Source organism: Stutzerimonas sp. VN223-3 (assembly GCF_045999685.1).
GTDB classification, from domain to species: Bacteria; Pseudomonadota; Gammaproteobacteria; order Pseudomonadales; family Pseudomonadaceae; genus Stutzerimonas; species Stutzerimonas stutzeri_AR.
In genome coordinates this window covers 257,041-272,745 of the sequence record NZ_RBEC01000001.1, presented here as the reverse complement: position 1 = coordinate 272,745, position 15,705 = coordinate 257,041, and the positions used below count along the sequence as shown (strand labels likewise).

The window sequence follows — 15,705 nt, the reverse complement described above, 5'->3', positions numbered from 1 at the left end:
CTAGCAGCTTGGTTCATAAAGCCCGAACCGGCCAGCGGTCAGCCTGAATCTTCACATCGCTACTGGGTCACAACCTGCAAGACCGTAGTTCACGCAGGAGGTTGTCATGAACGATCGCAAGTCCTACACCCCGACGGAAATCGACGATACCGAGGACCGCATAGGCTCTATCGAGCAGCTCGATTTCGACCAACGTCGCGATGACCGTAAAGGCCGTATCGGTGATGAAGTGCCGACCGAAGAGGTCGAGAACGAGTTCCCGCCCGAGCGGGTGGCCGAAGCAGGCATGAGCACTGGCGAAGTCCCGGGTGGCCAGACCACCATGGATGATTTGGCTCCGGAAACGTTGATCCAAGAAGACGGCGCGCGTTCGCCCCACGAACGCGGCCATGGCGGCCCAGCCGATCAGGATTTGAGCAACGTTTCCGAGCATGACATCGGGGCCGACGTGGATCTCGACGAGGCGGAACAAGCCCGCTACGACCCTTTGGACGGCAAGCCCTGGGATGGCCCAGCCAAAGGCGACCCGGATACCGGCCTGGGTGGCGGCGATGCGGTGCTACACGAGAATGACGACGTGATGGACGATAACGAGCTTGAAGGAGATGCGCCGTTAGACTCGGGGCGGGACAAGGCGCCGGGACAATAACTGCATCTATGGCCTGCCGACTTCCATAGGACAGTGATCATGAGGTGCTGAACTGAGCGAAACCCATCGTTCAATCGCGCAGCTACCCGCCGCTCGTAGGCTGGAGATTTAGCGTCCTACGTCCAAGGCGTGCTCCGACTATAATCTTGGGAAGCGCGCCTCGCCTCGACCGGTTCAATCCAGCAGAGTGCAGGCCATTACGAGCGCATCCTCGCGCCCGTCGGCAGAAGGATAGTAGGCGCGGCGACGGCCAACTTCATTAAAACCGTAACGCTCGTAAAGTCGATACGCTGTGGTATTGCTAGCGCGAACTTCGAGAAAGCACTCACGCCCGCCGCGTTCGTGCGCCCGTTGCATCAGGTGTTCGAGCAGCCGTAAACCGAGCCCGCGACCCTGGCTCTGCGGCTTGACGGTAATGTTAAGCAGGTGCGCTTCGTCAAGAATGACGTTAATAACGCCGTGGCCGACCTGCTGGCTGCCTTCGAACATCACCCAGCATTCGTAGGCGGTCAGCGCATCAGTGAAGATGCCTCGGGTCCAAGGATGACTGAAGGCTGCATATTCGATTTTCAGAACTGTCTCGATATCCGCCGCGGTCATGGGGCGAAAACTGACTGCATCACTCATGAAGCGCTACTCATAAACCAATAACCCAGCGCGACATGCTGCGGCGCATCGCCTTCCATAGCTCTGCCTTGCTGCTTGACTGTTCCATCAACTGCTCAAGCCCCGGCATGGCCAGGGCGTGACCGATGCCTTCGATATGCAGCTCGCGGTAATAGGCGTTTGTCTCCACCTCGCCAGCAAAGCGCAGCGCTGGCAGGCCGACCAGCCAGAGACAGGCACAGCCCATTTCTTCCAGTTCCGCAGTCACAACGCCCTGAACGTAATCACGCGCGGCTTCGGCGCCCTGATCAAGGCTACCGCGATGTAGTAGTGGCCAGCGGATCGGCTCGCCATCACCGACTTGCTGCGGGGTATCCGGCAACTTGGCGGCGCGCAGCAGGTCCTTGAGCAGCAAATAGGCGGGGTCGCGGCGCTGGAACGACTCGCCTGTAGGCAGCTCTACCAGCAACAGGCAATTGCCGGCACGCAGCAATTGCAGGGCGAAGCGTGGCGGCGGCACGGCTACCTTTTGCTCCGCTGCGGAGGTTTCCGCATCGCCCGATTTTGCGGCCTCCTTCTTCGGCTCGGGCATGGCGATACGGGGGCGAGCGGCATCGGTAGCCGTTTTAGGCAAAGTTGCTGGCGTGAGCGGTGTGGAGGGCGATGTTGCAGGTTCAGCAACGGTGGGACCCACAGGTGCGGCTACCGGGGCAAACTCGGGTTTTACTAGTCGCAGTAACTCCGGCCGCGACGGCGCGGCGAACGGCAACTCGGTTCGGGGCAGCCAAGTCATGATTTGCATGGCATCGAGAAATGCCCGACGCCGGCTTTCAGTAATCAAACCCTGGCCACCTGTGGATGAGCGTTGGCACCGACCTGCACTTTCAGGCGCTCAGGAGTCTTGGCGATGCTCAGCTTTTCTTCGCAAACCATGGAGGCACCAGGGCTCTGCTCGCTGTCACGCACGGTGGCGTTGAAGATGATGCCGCGGTCGTTACAGGTCATGTCAAACTCCTCTTGGCCGGCGTGCGGACTCAGACGGCGCCTTACAGCACTCCGACTCACACCCAGGACGGCTCCAAGCTCTTCACCGGAATGAAAGCGGCCATCAGCGAGCAGCTGCAGTAAATCGTTCATAAGATCCCTCAGCCAACAAGGCACGCATCATAGCGGCACATCATGCTGGAACCCAGCGTGTTTTTTCTTCGCCAAAGACAAACCCCCGACCTTCTGTTGAAGATCGGGGGTTTGGTGTAGAAGCTTGACGATGACCTACTCTCACATGGGGAGACCCCACACTACCATCGGCGATGCGTCGTTTCACTACTGAGTTCGGGATGGGATCAGGTGGTTCCAACGCTCTATGGTCGTCAAGCAATTCGGTTGCTGCCTCGGGATGAGCCGCTGCAGCGAATTGGGTATGTGATTTTTGTGTTGCTGCGAGTGTTGCTGATTTTCGGTTTGTTTGTCGACTTCAACCGTCTGACACGCAAACATCAAATTGTTTGGGTGTTATATGGTCAAGCCTCACGGGCAATTAGTATGGGTTAGCTCAACGCCTCACAGCGCTTACACACCCCACCTATCAACGTCGTAGTCTTCGACGGCCCTTCAGGGAGCTCAAGGCTCCAGTGAGATCTCATCTTGAGGCAAGTTTCCCGCTTAGATGCTTTCAGCGGTTATCTCTTCCGAACATAGCTACCCGGCAATGCCACTGGCGTGACAACCGGAACACCAGAGGTTCGTCCACTCCGGTCCTCTCGTACTAGGAGCAGCCCCTCTCAAATCTCAAACGTCCACGGCAGATAGGGACCGAACTGTCTCACGACGTTCTAAACCCAGCTCGCGTACCACTTTAAATGGCGAACAGCCATACCCTTGGGACCGGCTTCAGCCCCAGGATGTGATGAGCCGACATCGAGGTGCCAAACACCGCCGTCGATATGAACTCTTGGGCGGTATCAGCCTGTTATCCCCGGAGTACCTTTTATCCGTTGAGCGATGGCCCTTCCATACAGAACCACCGGATCACTAAGACCTACTTTCGTACCTGCTCGACGTGTCTGTCTCGCAGTCAAGCGCGCTTTTGCCTTTATACTCTACGACCGATTTCCGACCGGTCTGAGCGCACCTTCGTACTCCTCCGTTACTCTTTAGGAGGAGACCGCCCCAGTCAAACTACCCACCATACACTGTCCTCGATCCGGATAACGGACCAGAGTTAGAACCTCAAAGTTGCCAGGGTGGTATTTCAAGGATGGCTCCACGCGAACTGGCGTCCACGCTTCAAAGCCTCCCACCTATCCTACACAAGCAAATTCAAAGTCCAGTGCAAAGCTATAGTAAAGGTTCACGGGGTCTTTCCGTCTAGCCGCGGATACACTGCATCTTCACAGCGATTTCAATTTCACTGAGTCTCGGGTGGAGACAGCGCCGCCATCGTTACGCCATTCGTGCAGGTCGGAACTTACCCGACAAGGAATTTCGCTACCTTAGGACCGTTATAGTTACGGCCGCCGTTTACCGGGGCTTCGATCAAGAGCTTCGCTTGCGCTAACCCCATCAATTAACCTTCCGGCACCGGGCAGGCGTCACACCCTATACGTCCACTTTCGTGTTTGCAGAGTGCTGTGTTTTTAATAAACAGTCGCAGCGGCCTGGTATCTTCGACCGGCATGAGCTTACGGGGTAAACCCTTCACCCTCACCGGCGCACCTTCTCCCGAAGTTACGGTGCCATTTTGCCTAGTTCCTTCACCCGAGTTCTCTCAAGCGCCTTGGTATTCTCTACCCAACCACCTGTGTCGGTTTGGGGTACGGTTCCTAGTTACCTGAAGCTTAGAGGCTTTTCCTGGAAGCATGGCATCAACCACTTCTCCTTCTAAAAGAAGGATCGTCATCAGTTCTCGGCATTAAGACCCCGGATTTACCTAAGATCTCTGCCTACCACCTTAAACTTGGACAACCAACGCCAAGCTGGCCTAGCCTTCTCCGTCCCCCCATCGCAGTAACTAGAAGTACGGGAATATTAACCCGTTTCCCATCGACTACGCTCTTCAGCCTCGCCTTAGGGACCGACTCACCCTGCGTCGATTAACGTTGCGCAGGAACCCTTGGTCTTTCGGCGTGCGAGTTTTTCACTCGCATTGTCGTTACTCATGTCAGCATTCGCACTTCTGATACCTCCAGCAAGCTTCTCAACTCACCTTCACAGGCTTACAGAACGCTCCTCTACCGCTCATCTTACGATGAACCCGTAGCTTCGGTACCTGGTTTGAGCCCCGTTACATCTTCCGCGCAGGCCGACTCGACTAGTGAGCTATTACGCTTTCTTTAAAGGGTGGCTGCTTCTAAGCCAACCTCCTAGCTGTCTGAGCCTTCCCACATCGTTTCCCACTTAACCAGGATTTTGGGACCTTAGCTGACGGTCTGGGTTGTTTCCCTTTTCACGACGGACGTTAGCACCCGCCGTGTGTCTCCCGTGCTGACACTTGCTGGTATTCGGAGTTTGCATCGGTTTGGTAAGTCGGGATGACCCCCTAGCCGAAACAGTGCTCTACCCCCAGCAGTGATACACGAGGCGCTACCTAAATAGCTTTCGAGGAGAACCAGCTATCTCCGAGCTTGATTAGCCTTTCACTCCGATCCACAGGTCATCCGCTAACTTTTCAACGGTAGTCGGTTCGGTCCTCCAGTTAGTGTTACCCAACCTTCAACCTGCCCATGGATAGATCGCCCGGTTTCGGGTCTATTCCCAGCGACTAGACGCCCTATTAAGACTCGCTTTCGCTACGCCTCCCCTATTCGGTTAAGCTCGCCACTGAAAATAAGTCGCTGACCCATTATACAAAAGGTACGCAGTCACCTAACAAAGTAGGCTCCCACTGCTTGTACGCATACGGTTTCAGGTTCTATTTCACTCCCCTCTCCGGGGTTCTTTTCGCCTTTCCCTCACGGTACTGGTTCACTATCGGTCAGTCAGTAGTATTTAGCCTTGGAGGATGGTCCCCCCATATTCAGACAAAGTTTCTCGTGCTCCGTCCTACTCGATTTCACTTCTAAGATCCTTTCGCGTACAGGGCTATCACCCACTATGGCCGCACTTTCCAGAGCGTTCCGCTAAAATCAAAGAAGCTTAAGGGCTAGTCCCCGTTCGCTCGCCACTACTAAGGGAATCTCGGTTGATTTCTTTTCCTCAGGGTACTTAGATGTTTCAGTTCCCCTGGTTCGCCTCACACACCTATGTATTCAGTGTGTGATAACCATCTTATGATGGCTGGGTTCCCCCATTCAGAGATCTCCGGATCAAAGTCTGTTTGCCGACTCCCCGAAGCTTTTCGCAGGCTACCACGTCTTTCATCGCCTCTGACTGCCAAGGCATCCACCGTATGCGCTTCTTCACTTGACCATATAACCCCAAGCAATCTGGTTACTGTCTAATAACGTGAAGACGACATTCGCCGAAAATCCGCATTCTTGCCCATAAAGAGCAACTCGCAAATTTTACCTTAGCCTGAACAACCACCAGTGAAAGTGATCGCTCAGTCTACTTCTATCACATACCCAAATTTTTAAAGAACAGTTCTGGCGCAAAGACCAGAAATCAATACGCTCCAACCGGAACCTATTCATTTCTGTGCTTTCAGCGATTATCGAGTTAATGGTGGAGCCAAGCGGGATCGAACCGCTGACCTCCTGCGTGCAAAGCAGGCGCTCTCCCAGCTGAGCTATGGCCCCATCTACAGATCGGCCACATCCCATGACAATTGGTGGGTCTGGGCAGATTCGAACTGCCGACCTCACCCTTATCAGGGGTGCGCTCTAACCAACTGAGCTACAGACCCAATCGTCTCTCTCGGGTCGAAACCCAATCGCTTTTCGCTAGTGAATCAAGCAATTCGTGTGGGTACTTATGAAGAAGCTGAAGTCTTCGATTAAGGAGGTGATCCAGCCGCAGGTTCCCCTACGGCTACCTTGTTACGACTTCACCCCAGTCATGAATCACTCCGTGGTAACCGTCCTCCCGAAGGTTAGACTAGCTACTTCTGGAGCAACCCACTCCCATGGTGTGACGGGCGGTGTGTACAAGGCCCGGGAACGTATTCACCGTGACATTCTGATTCACGATTACTAGCGATTCCGACTTCACGCAGTCGAGTTGCAGACTGCGATCCGGACTACGATCGGTTTTATGGGATTAGCTCCACCTCGCGGCTTGGCAACCCTTTGTACCGACCATTGTAGCACGTGTGTAGCCCAGGCCGTAAGGGCCATGATGACTTGACGTCATCCCCACCTTCCTCCGGTTTGTCACCGGCAGTCTCCTTAGAGTGCCCACCATGACGTGCTGGTAACTAAGGACAAGGGTTGCGCTCGTTACGGGACTTAACCCAACATCTCACGACACGAGCTGACGACAGCCATGCAGCACCTGTGTCAGAGCTCCCGAAGGCACCAATCCATCTCTGGAAAGTTCTCTGCATGTCAAGGCCTGGTAAGGTTCTTCGCGTTGCTTCGAATTAAACCACATGCTCCACCGCTTGTGCGGGCCCCCGTCAATTCATTTGAGTTTTAACCTTGCGGCCGTACTCCCCAGGCGGTCGACTTAATGCGTTAGCTGCGCCACTAAGATCTCAAGGATCCCAACGGCTAGTCGACATCGTTTACGGCGTGGACTACCAGGGTATCTAATCCTGTTTGCTCCCCACGCTTTCGCACCTCAGTGTCAGTAGTAGCCCAGGTGGTCGCCTTCGCCACTGGTGTTCCTTCCTATATCTACGCATTTCACCGCTACACAGGAAATTCCACCACCCTCTGCCATACTCTAGCTTGCCAGTTTTGGATGCAGTTCCCAGGTTGAGCCCGGGGCTTTCACATTCAACTTAACAAACCACCTACGCGCGCTTTACGCCCAGTAATTCCGATTAACGCTTGCACCCTTCGTATTACCGCGGCTGCTGGCACGAAGTTAGCCGGTGCTTATTCTGTCGGTAACGTCAAAACAGCAAGGTATTAACTTACTGCCCTTCCTCCCAACTTAAAGTGCTTTACAATCCGAAGACCTTCTTCACACACGCGGCATGGCTGGATCAGGCTTTCGCCCATTGTCCAATATTCCCCACTGCTGCCTCCCGTAGGAGTCTGGACCGTGTCTCAGTTCCAGTGTGACTGATCATCCTCTCAGACCAGTTACGGATCGTCGCCTTGGTGAGCCATTACCTCACCAACTAGCTAATCCGACCTAGGCTCATCTGATAGCGCAAGGCCCGAAGGTCCCCTGCTTTCTCCCGTAGGACGTATGCGGTATTAGCGTTCCTTTCGAAACGTTGTCCCCCACTACCAGGCAGATTCCTAGGCATTACTCACCCGTCCGCCGCTGAATCATGGAGCAAGCTCCACTCATCCGCTCGACTTGCATGTGTTAGGCCTGCCGCCAGCGTTCAATCTGAGCCATGATCAAACTCTTCAGTTCAATACTGCTTGGGTTTTGAGAAAACCCTAAACTTGGCTCAGCAATCGCAAATCCCTTCCCAAAAAGAAGAGCACTCAATGATTTCTCGCTGAGTATTTGTGATGCTGATAATCTTGACGACCATCAGTCTTACCTCACAAGCACCCACACGAATTGCTTGATTCAGTTGTTAAAGAGCGTTTCGATCAAGGCTTTCGTCTCAACCGAGGCCGCGCATTCTACAGCAGCCTTGTGTCTCGTCAAGCTGTTTTTGAAGAACTTTTCGTTTCCTCTCAACCGCTTGCGCCTCCGATCAACCTGCGTCTCTCGTCAGCGGGAGGCGAATCATACAGCGTCTAAAACCACTGTCAACCACCTCTTTCAACCACTTCCGATCAGCCCGACCGAAGCTGCCAACAGGCCTTAACCACCACCCCGTCAGCCCGGCGCATTCTACTCGAATCTGCCATCCGTGCAAGCCCTAAATAAAGCTAACCACTTGATTTACAAGAGGTTTAACCAAAGACCTGCGCCGGAGAAGGTGCGCATTATAGGCACTCAAAACGACGCGTCAATGGTTGTTTTCAATTGTTTAAGCACACACGCTACGCATATAAACAGAGAGCTAAAACCATAGCCCGAATGATATCTTCCGTGTTTAACCGAGCAGCAAGATCACACATAGACCATGTGGTTCAACTCGAAACGCTATAAAGAAGTTAACCAGTACTCATCTTGAGCAGGCGCGACCGCTTCTGGGCCGCACCACACCCATAGTTGTAAACCACTTCACAGTCATGTCGGTGCATCACGCCTAGGATGCGTGCTCATCAGGCGTGCCCAGGTTGCATGCGGAAACTTCAGCGCATGAAGCGCACCTGCAGCATTGCTAAGCAGGAACGAATCGAGTCACGGAATGACGTTCTCTACCAAGCTGGCTGCTCACTATTTAGAGCTAGCCAAGTCTCCCATCACAGCAACCTGCTTCGCAGGTGAAGACGCTCGCTATGCTCCCGAGTATGAAGTTCTCGAGCAAGAACTAGCTAAAGCTGCTTCCGTGCATGCCGCGGGCGCTGTCGATTGGGAAGTCATGCGTGCAGGCAGCGAAACCCTGCTAGCCACGCAGTCAAAGGACCTGCGAATAGCCTCTTGGCTTACCTGGAGCTTGTACCAGCGCGATTCGTTTGCTGGGCTACAAGCCGGTGTCAGCATGCTCAACTATCTGTGCCGAGAGCACTGGGCGGAACTCCACCCTTACAAGTCCCGCACTCGCTCAGCAGCAATCAGTTGGCTCGTTCCGAGGCTGGAACAAGTGCTGGCCGATCATGTGCCGATGGGCGAGCAGCTTCCTTTGTTTGAGCAGATTGCGCTTGATCTACGCAGTCTTGAAAGTTGTCTTGCCAGCCATATAGGTACGCAAGCTCCTCTTCTATTACCTCTCTGCCGTCGCCTCGAGGACATGGTCAAACGTGCAGGCAATGCCCATCCACAGCAAGGTCCCGTCGGGGCAGCCATAGCTCAGGTTAAGCAGGCCGCCGCTCAGGTCTTTAATGCAACTGCACCGGTCGAGCATGAGAAAGATGCGCACAAGAGTCTGCGCAGCCTGCAAGATCAGGCCCGCCCGTTGTGCAGCTGGTGGCTGAAGCAGAAGGCCACCGACGTCAAACCGCTTCGCCTCGCGCGCACCCTGCTGTGGCTGCCGATCGACAGTCTGCCTGAACGCAACGCCGAACAGATTACAGCTCTGCGCGGCGTTCCGGCAGACAAGCTCGCCAGCTATCGCGAGCGTTTCACCCAGGGACTTTATGCCGACCTGTTAGCAGACTTGGAAGCCAGCATCGCGCGCGCGCCTTTCTGGCTCGACGGCCAGCGCCTCGCCTGGGAATGTCTGAACGAGCTCGACGCTGAGCAGGCCATACGCGAAGTGGAAATCCAGCTCGCGCTGTTCCTGCAGCGCATGCCGGGCCTCGACGAGTTGCGCTTTCATGACGGCTCGCCTTTCGCCGACGCCGAAACCCGCGCCTGGATCAGCGCCAGGGTGATGCCACACGTACAACCGGCACAGGCACCAAGCGAACCTGTGGCCAGCCACGGCAACGCCACACCAGCGTGGGAAGAAGCGCTCCAAGATGTATTGCCACAGCTTCGCAAGGACGGCCTCAAGAGCGCCGTGCAGAAACTCAAGCGGGGTCTCAACCAGGCCCGCGGCGGACGCGAGCGCTTCTTCTGGCAGCTGACTCTGGCCCGTCTGTGCTTCCAGGCCAAGAAATACGACCTGGCCAAGACCCAGCTCGAATCTCTCGATCAGACGCTGCAGGCAACCGGCCTCGGCGACTGGGAACCCGATCTCGCCCTCGAAGTGCTGCGCCTGTTGCATAGCTGCTGTGAGCTGCTGCCGCAGAACCACACCGTGCGCGAAAGCAAGGATGAGATTTACCGCAGACTGTGCCACCTCGACCTCGAAGTGGTACTCGATTAGGCCCCCGGGGCCGTAAAGCAAAGGAGAAGAACCATGGCCAAAGAAGGCTCGGTAGCCCCTAAAGAACGTATCAACGTCACCTTCAAGCCATCCACCGGCGGCGCTCAGGAAGAGCTGGAGCTGCCACTGAAGTTGATGGTGCTTGGCGACTTCACCCAGCGCGCCGATGATCGCAAGATCGAAGACCGCAAGCCGATCGCCATCGACAAGAACAGCTTCGACGAAGTCCTGGCCAAGCAGGAATTGAACCTTACCTTCGCGGTTCCGAATTGCCTGAAGGACGAGCCCACCGACGAAGAGCTGGCCGTGCAGCTGAACATCAACTCGATGAAGGATTTCAACCCAGCCAATCTGGTCCAGCAGGTTCCAGAACTGAAGAAGCTGATGGAACTGCGCGACGCACTGGTTGCCCTGAAAGGCCCGCTAGGTAACGCCCCGGCCTTCCGCAAGGCGATCGAAAGCGTGCTCGCTGACGACGACTCGCGCGACCGCGTACTTGGTGAGCTGGGTCTCGCCGCGAAAGAACAACTGGACGCCTGAATCTCCCGACAAGGAAAGCCAACACAATGAACACTAGTGCAGCAGCCGTCGAAAGCGGCAAGAACCTCGCCGAACTCGGCATTCTCGACCGCATCATCGCTGAAACCAAACTGACCCCGGACGACGAGGCGTACGACATCGCCAAGCGCGGCGTCTCCGCTTTCATCGAAGAACTGCTCAAGCCGCAGAACGAACAAGAGCCAGTCAAGAAGGCCATGGTCGACCGCATGATCGCGGAAATCGACGCCAAGCTCAGCCGGCAGATGGACGAGATCCTTCACCATCAGCAATTCCAGGCCCTGGAATCGTCCTGGCGCGGTCTCAAACTGCTGGTCGATCGCACCAATTTCCGCGAGAACATCAAGCTTGAGATTCTCAACGCGTCCAAGCAGGACCTGCTGGAAGATTTCGAAGATAGTCCGGAAGTGGTCCAGTCCGGCCTCTACAAGCACATTTACACCGCCGAATACGGCCAGTTCGGCGGCCAGCCCGTCGGCGCCCTGATCGCAAACTACTTCTTCGACCCCAGCGCACCGGACGTCAAGACGATGCAGTACGTGGCTTCGGTCGCGAGCATGTCTCACGCGCCGTTCATCGCCGCTGCTGGCCCGAAGTTCTTCGGGCTGGAAAGCTTCACCGGCTTGCCGGACCTGAAAGATCTGAAGGATCACTTCGAAGGCCCGCAGTTCGCCAAGTGGCAGAGCTTCCGAGAGCAGGAAGATGCCCGCTACGTGGGCCTGACCGTCCCGCGCTTCCTGCTGCGTAATCCCTATGACCCCGAAGACAACCCGGTCAAATCCTTCGTCTACAAGGAAAACGTAGCTAACAGCCACGAGCATTATCTGTGGGGCAATACAGCCTACACCTTCGCCAGCCGCCTGACCGACAGCTTCGCCAAGTTCCGTTGGTGCCCGAACATCATCGGCCCGCAGAGCGGCGGTGCGGTGGAAGACCTGCCGCTGCACCACTTCGAGAGCATGGGCGAGATCGAAACCAAGATCCCGACCGAAGTGCTGGTTTCCGACCGTCGTGAATATGAACTGGCCGAAGAAGGCTTCATCGCCTTGACCATGCGCAAGGGCAGCGACAACGCCGCATTCTTTTCCGCTAACTCCGCACAAAAGCCGAAGTTCTTCGGCAACAGCGAGGAAGGCAAGAACGCCGAGCTCAACTACAAGCTCGGCACTCAGCTGCCCTACCTGTTCATCGTCAACCGCCTGGCGCACTACCTTAAAGTGCTGCAGCGCGAGCAGATTGGTGCATGGAAAGAACGCACCGACCTGGAACTGGAACTGAACAAGTGGATTCGCCAGTACGTGGCCGATCAGGAGAACCCCAGCTCCGAAGTTCGCAGCCGCCGTCCGCTACGAGCCGCGCAGGTCGTCGTTAGCGATGTGGAAGGCGAGCCGGGCTGGTACCGCGTCAGCCTGAACGTGCGCCCGCACTTCAAATACATGGGTGCCGATTTCACCCTGTCGCTGGTTGGCAAGCTGGACAAGGAATAAGCATCCATGGCCTACGGCAGCCTTTTCGAACGCCTCGGCGGGGACGCTGACAAGCGCGCCGGCTGGAGCCGCGAAGTCGCGGCGATGGCTTCGGTGGCTGCCCATCTGGCCAAAATGCTCAGCACCCGGGCGGGCAGCGTGCAAACGTTGCGCGACTACGGGCTGCCCGATTTGAACGATATGCGCCTGTCGCTGCATGACTCGCTGCAACAGGCGCGTATCGCCATCGAACGCTTTATAGAAGCGTACGAACCCCGCTTGAGCCAGGTGCGGGTGATATCCCTACCCCGCGACCACGACCCGCTGAGCCTGTCTTTCGCGATCGAAGGCCTGCTGGAACTGGACGGCACCAAGCGTCAAGTGAGTTTTTCCGCAAGCCTGGATGGCAGCGGACAAGTCAAAGTGCACTAAGGAGAGTCAATGCCCGGTAAATCAGCACCTTTCGCTCCTGGTCAACGGCTGATGCCAGGCGAATCCGTCGAAGTGCTGTCCCATATCTCGTTCAGCGAAAGCATCGGGAAGAGCCTCCCGTCCGGCTACCGTCTGGACATTGCCGCGCACGGCGAGTCGATGCTGCTCGATAAGGAGCGCGTCCTTGCGCAGCTAGCGCACTCACCGATTGAACGTAAAGGCAGCGCCATTAGCATATGGACGATCCGCGACACGGCTTTGTGCCCGTGACGTCAAGCCCAGGGATGAGCAAACAGCATGTCGTTTAACCACTACTACCAGAGCGAACTTACAGCTCTGCGCGAGCTAGGCAAGCGCTTTGCCGAGCGTAGCCCGGCGTTGGCGCCGTTCCTGGGCCAGGCCGGGCGTGACCCGGATGTCGAACGGCTGCTCGAGGGATTCGCCTTTCTGACCGGGCGTTTGCGCCAGAAGCTCGATGATGAGCTGCCGGAGCTCACCCATTCGCTGATGCATCTGCTATGGCCGAACTACATGCGCCCGCTACCGGCGTTCAGCATGTTGCAGTTCGATCCGCTCAAGCGGCCCGGCTCTGCGCTCATGGTGCCACGCAATACGCCCGTCGAATCGAAGCCGGTCCATGGCGTTACGTGCCGTTTTCGTACCGCCTATGCAACCGAGGTGTTCCCCTTGGCGCTCGAGGCGCTGGATTACTCCGTGAAGGGCGGCGGCGCACTGCTCAGCCTGCGCCTGCAGATGACGGCCGACGGGAACCTCGGGGAATTGAGCCTCAAGCAATTGCGCCTGCACTTGGCCGGCGAGCGCTATATCAGCCAGATGCTCTACCTGAGCCTGCTGCGTCACCTTGATGGCGTTCATCTGGTCGCGTTAGATGCCAACGGCAAACCCTTCACCGATGGGTTCGACATTGCTCTGCCTGCATTAAAGCTCGAGCCCTCGAAGCTGCACCCGGTGGGTTTTACCGAAGACCAGGCGCTCATTCCATACCCGCTCAATACATTCCGAGGCTATCGCTACCTGCAGGAATACTTCGCCTTCCAGGACAAATTCCTGTTTGTCGACCTGCAGGGCTTGGATGCGCTGCAGCGATTCCCCGAAGAGGTGCTCAAACAGGCTCGCGGCTTTGAGCTGCGTTTCGATATCCGCAAAGCCGGCGTGCAGCGCATCCGCCCAACGCTGGACAACGTTCGCCTGTACTGCACCCCAGTGGTAAACCTGTTCGAGCACGACGCTAGCCCGATCCGCCTCGATGGCAAGCAGGACCAATACCTGCTGCTGCCATCGGAACTGGACAGCAGCCAGTGCGGCGTTTTCTCGGTCGACCGCGTCACCGGCTGGAAACCCGGCGGCATGGGCTACGAAGAATACGTGCCGTTCGAGTCGTTCGAACACGATCCCAGTTTCGACGTCCCGCTCGCGCGCTCGCATTACAGCGTCCGCCAGCAACCGTCGGTGCTCGGAGATGGCCTGGAGACGTATCTGAGTTTCGGCCTGCGCAACCTCGACCAACACGAAACGCTTTCGATCGAACTGACCTGCACCAATCAAAACCTGCCACGGCAGTTAGGGCTCGGCGACATTTGCCTGCCCAGCGAAGACACGCCGGAGTTCCTGACCTTTCGCAACATTAGCGCCGTAACGCCGAGCTACGCGCCGCCGTTGCACCAAGACTTCCTATGGAAGCTGATCAGCAACATGTCGCTCAACTACCTGTCGCTGGCCAATGTCGAGGCGTTGAAGGTGATCCTCGAGACCTACGACTTGCCGCGCCATTACGACCAGCACGCAAAAAAGGTCAGTGAGCGCCTGCTCGGCGGGCTCAAGCAGATCGGGCATCAACAGGTCGATCGTCTGCACCGTGGGCTGCCGGTACGCGGTGTGCGTACCGAACTGGAAATGGACCTCGAAGGTTATCTCGGCGAGGGTGACCTGTTCCTCTTTGCCTCGATACTCAATGAATTCTTCGCGCTGTACGCCAGCCTCAACTCGTACCACGAGCTGCGCGTCAGGAGCACACAGGGAGAGGTGTACCAATGGACGCCGCGTATGGGGCAACAGCCCCTGCTGTAAACCGGATCAGCCGGGGCATTCGCGAGTACAGCCTGTTTCAGGGTGTGCTGTTGGTGATGGACCGCCTGAAGACTGCACACCCCGATTTGGACGAAGAGTCCCTCTACGAGCATTTGGAGTTCCAGGCCAACCCGAGCCTGGGCTTTCCCGGCAGCGACATTGATCGCGTGGAATTCTTCGAGGAGCGCGGTGAGTTGCGAGCGCGCTTGCGGATCAACCCCATCAGCCTGTTCGGCGCCGGCTCGCCGTTGCCCGCTTTCTATGCCGACCAGGCATTGGGCGACAGCCCCGAGGGCAACCCGACGCTCGAATTCCTCGATTTGTTCAACAACCGCCTGCAGCGCCTGATGCTGCCGATCTGGCAGAAATATCGCTACCACGCGCGCTTCTCCAGCGGCGCGAGCGATCCGCTGTCTGAGCAACTGTTCGCGCTGATCGGGCTGGGCGGCGAACAGATCCGCGCCGCATCGGAGCTGAACTGGAAGCGCCTGCTGCCCTATCTTGGCCTGCTCAGCCTGCGCGCACATTCGGCGGCCCTGATCGAATCCGTGCTGCGCTATTACTTCAAACACGCCGACCTACGCATCGAGCAGTGCCTGGAGCGCCAGGTCGAAATCCTCGCCGAGCAGCAGAACCGCCTCGGTCTTGCCAATAGCCAGCTCGGCGAGAGCTTGGTGCTGGGCGAGCGGGTCCGCGATCGCGGCGGCAAGTTTCGTATCCACATCCGTCAGCTGAGCTGGGACCGTTTCCACGAATTCTTGCCCGTTGGCAACGGCTACCAGCCGCTGTGCGCCTTGGTCCGTTTCACCTTGCGCGACCCGCTCGACTACGACATTCGGCTGGAACTGCGTCGCGAGGAAATCCACGACCTGCGCATCGGCGCTAAAAACCCCTGCCGCCTCGGCTGGACCAGTTGGCTCGGCAGCGAACGCGCCGACGGCATGGTCACCTTGGGCAGCCAGACTCATTAAGGAAGA

The 15,705-nt window shown here is 56.9% G+C and carries 11 protein-coding genes, 2 tRNA genes, 3 rRNA genes and 1 pseudogene; 8 read left to right on the top strand and 9 right to left on the bottom strand.

Features of this window, described 5'->3' with window-relative positions; all coding sequences use genetic code 11:
- The first annotated feature begins 106 nt into the window (after nt 1-106).
- A complete protein-coding gene (locus tag D7241_RS01290; RefSeq protein WP_408099982.1) occupies nt 107-649 on the top strand; it encodes a hypothetical protein in 543 nt (180 codons plus the stop codon).
- A 174-nt stretch (nt 650-823) separates the two neighbouring features.
- Here the strand turns inward: D7241_RS01290 and rimI are convergent, their stop codons facing one another.
- From rimI to D7241_RS01245, 9 genes and pseudogenes are all read right to left on the bottom strand, one after another.
- On the bottom strand, nt 824-1,276 hold the full coding sequence (gene rimI, locus D7241_RS01285; RefSeq protein ID WP_255983569.1) for a ribosomal protein S18-alanine N-acetyltransferase: 453 nt from the start codon (nt 1,274-1,276) through the stop codon (nt 824-826).
- 10 nt (nt 1,277-1,286) lie between these two features.
- A complete protein-coding gene (locus D7241_RS01280; RefSeq protein WP_408099981.1) occupies nt 1,287-2,096 on the bottom strand; it encodes an energy transducer TonB in 810 nt (269 codons plus the stop codon).
- Nucleotides 2,093-2,260, bottom strand: a complete 168-nt coding sequence (locus D7241_RS01275; protein ID WP_408101215.1) for a hypothetical protein — start codon at nt 2,258-2,260, stop codon at nt 2,093-2,095. Before D7241_RS01275 ends, D7241_RS01280 begins: the two co-directional genes overlap by 4 nt.
- A 30-nt stretch (nt 2,261-2,290) precedes the next feature.
- A pseudogene (locus D7241_RS01270) lies at nt 2,291-2,392 on the bottom strand (HTH domain-containing protein); the annotation flags it as partial.
- Between the two features lie 122 nt (nt 2,393-2,514).
- Nucleotides 2,515-2,630 (bottom strand): 5S ribosomal RNA (gene rrf, locus D7241_RS01265).
- 141 nt (nt 2,631-2,771) lie between these two features.
- Nucleotides 2,772-5,662: ribosomal RNA gene (locus D7241_RS01260) — 23S ribosomal RNA — on the bottom strand.
- A 253-nt stretch (nt 5,663-5,915) separates the two neighbouring features.
- Nucleotides 5,916-5,991, bottom strand: a tRNA-Ala gene (locus D7241_RS01255).
- 30 nt (nt 5,992-6,021) lie between these two features.
- Nucleotides 6,022-6,098, bottom strand: a tRNA-Ile gene (locus tag D7241_RS01250).
- Nucleotides 6,099-6,189: 91 nt separating this feature from the next.
- A 16S ribosomal RNA gene (locus D7241_RS01245) occupies nt 6,190-7,726 on the bottom strand.
- The 16S, 23S and 5S rRNA genes sit together here with 2 tRNA genes alongside, the layout of an rRNA operon.
- A gap of 895 nt (nt 7,727-8,621) precedes the next feature.
- Here D7241_RS01245 and tssA point away from each other — a divergent pair.
- Genes tssA through tssG form a run of 7 tightly spaced genes read left to right on the top strand, consistent with a single transcriptional unit; the run spans nt 8,622 to nt 15,699 of the window.
- Nucleotides 8,622-10,184 carry a type VI secretion system protein TssA gene (gene tssA / locus D7241_RS01240; RefSeq protein WP_408099980.1) on the top strand — a complete coding sequence of 521 codons (1,563 nt, stop codon included), beginning with the start codon at nt 8,622-8,624 and terminating at the stop codon, nt 10,182-10,184.
- A gap of 33 nt (nt 10,185-10,217) precedes the next feature.
- Nucleotides 10,218-10,724 (top strand): type VI secretion system contractile sheath small subunit, encoded by a 507-nt coding sequence (gene tssB / locus D7241_RS01235; RefSeq protein WP_408099979.1) that lies wholly within the window; start codon nt 10,218-10,220, stop codon nt 10,722-10,724.
- A 26-nt stretch (nt 10,725-10,750) separates the two neighbouring features.
- Nucleotides 10,751-12,229, top strand: a complete 1,479-nt coding sequence (tssC, locus tag D7241_RS01230; protein WP_408099978.1) for a type VI secretion system contractile sheath large subunit — start codon at nt 10,751-10,753, stop codon at nt 12,227-12,229.
- Nucleotides 12,230-12,235: 6 nt separating this feature from the next.
- A complete protein-coding gene (tssE, locus tag D7241_RS01225; protein ID WP_408099977.1) occupies nt 12,236-12,640 on the top strand; it encodes a type VI secretion system baseplate subunit TssE in 405 nt (134 codons plus the stop codon).
- A 9-nt stretch (nt 12,641-12,649) separates the two neighbouring features.
- A complete protein-coding gene (locus D7241_RS01220) occupies nt 12,650-12,910 on the top strand; it encodes a hypothetical protein (RefSeq protein ID WP_408099976.1) in 261 nt (86 codons plus the stop codon).
- Nucleotides 12,911-12,937: 27 nt separating this feature from the next.
- The gene (gene tssF, locus D7241_RS01215; protein ID WP_408099975.1) at nt 12,938-14,728 is read left to right on the top strand and encodes a type VI secretion system baseplate subunit TssF; all 1,791 of its coding nucleotides are present in this window, start codon (nt 12,938-12,940) and stop codon (nt 14,726-14,728) included.
- The gene (gene tssG / locus D7241_RS01210; protein WP_408099974.1) at nt 14,692-15,699 is read left to right on the top strand and encodes a type VI secretion system baseplate subunit TssG; all 1,008 of its coding nucleotides are present in this window, start codon (nt 14,692-14,694) and stop codon (nt 15,697-15,699) included. The genes tssF and tssG overlap by 37 nt, the downstream gene beginning before the upstream one ends.
- Nucleotides 15,700-15,705 lie beyond the last annotated feature (6 nt).

Bases quoted from the DNA above. Each gene is read 5' to 3' on its own strand.
- D7241_RS01290 (WP_408099982.1), top strand. From the start codon at position 107: ATGAACGATCGCAAGTCCTACACCCCGACGGAAATCGACGATACCGAG.
- rimI (WP_255983569.1), bottom strand. From the start codon at position 1,276: ATGAGTGATGCAGTCAGTTTTCGCCCCATGACCGCGGCGGATATCGAG.
- D7241_RS01275 (WP_408101215.1), bottom strand. From the start codon at position 2,260: ATGACCTGTAACGACCGCGGCATCATCTTCAACGCCACCGTGCGTGAC.
- tssA (WP_408099980.1), top strand. From the start codon at position 8,622: ATGACGTTCTCTACCAAGCTGGCTGCTCACTATTTAGAGCTAGCCAAG.
- tssB (WP_408099979.1), top strand. From the start codon at position 10,218: ATGGCCAAAGAAGGCTCGGTAGCCCCTAAAGAACGTATCAACGTCACC.
- tssC (WP_408099978.1), top strand. From the start codon at position 10,751: ATGAACACTAGTGCAGCAGCCGTCGAAAGCGGCAAGAACCTCGCCGAA.
- tssE (WP_408099977.1), top strand. From the start codon at position 12,236: ATGGCCTACGGCAGCCTTTTCGAACGCCTCGGCGGGGACGCTGACAAG.
- D7241_RS01220 (WP_408099976.1), top strand. From the start codon at position 12,650: ATGCCCGGTAAATCAGCACCTTTCGCTCCTGGTCAACGGCTGATGCCA.
- tssF (WP_408099975.1), top strand. From the start codon at position 12,938: ATGTCGTTTAACCACTACTACCAGAGCGAACTTACAGCTCTGCGCGAG.
- tssG (WP_408099974.1), top strand. From the start codon at position 14,692: ATGGACGCCGCGTATGGGGCAACAGCCCCTGCTGTAAACCGGATCAGC.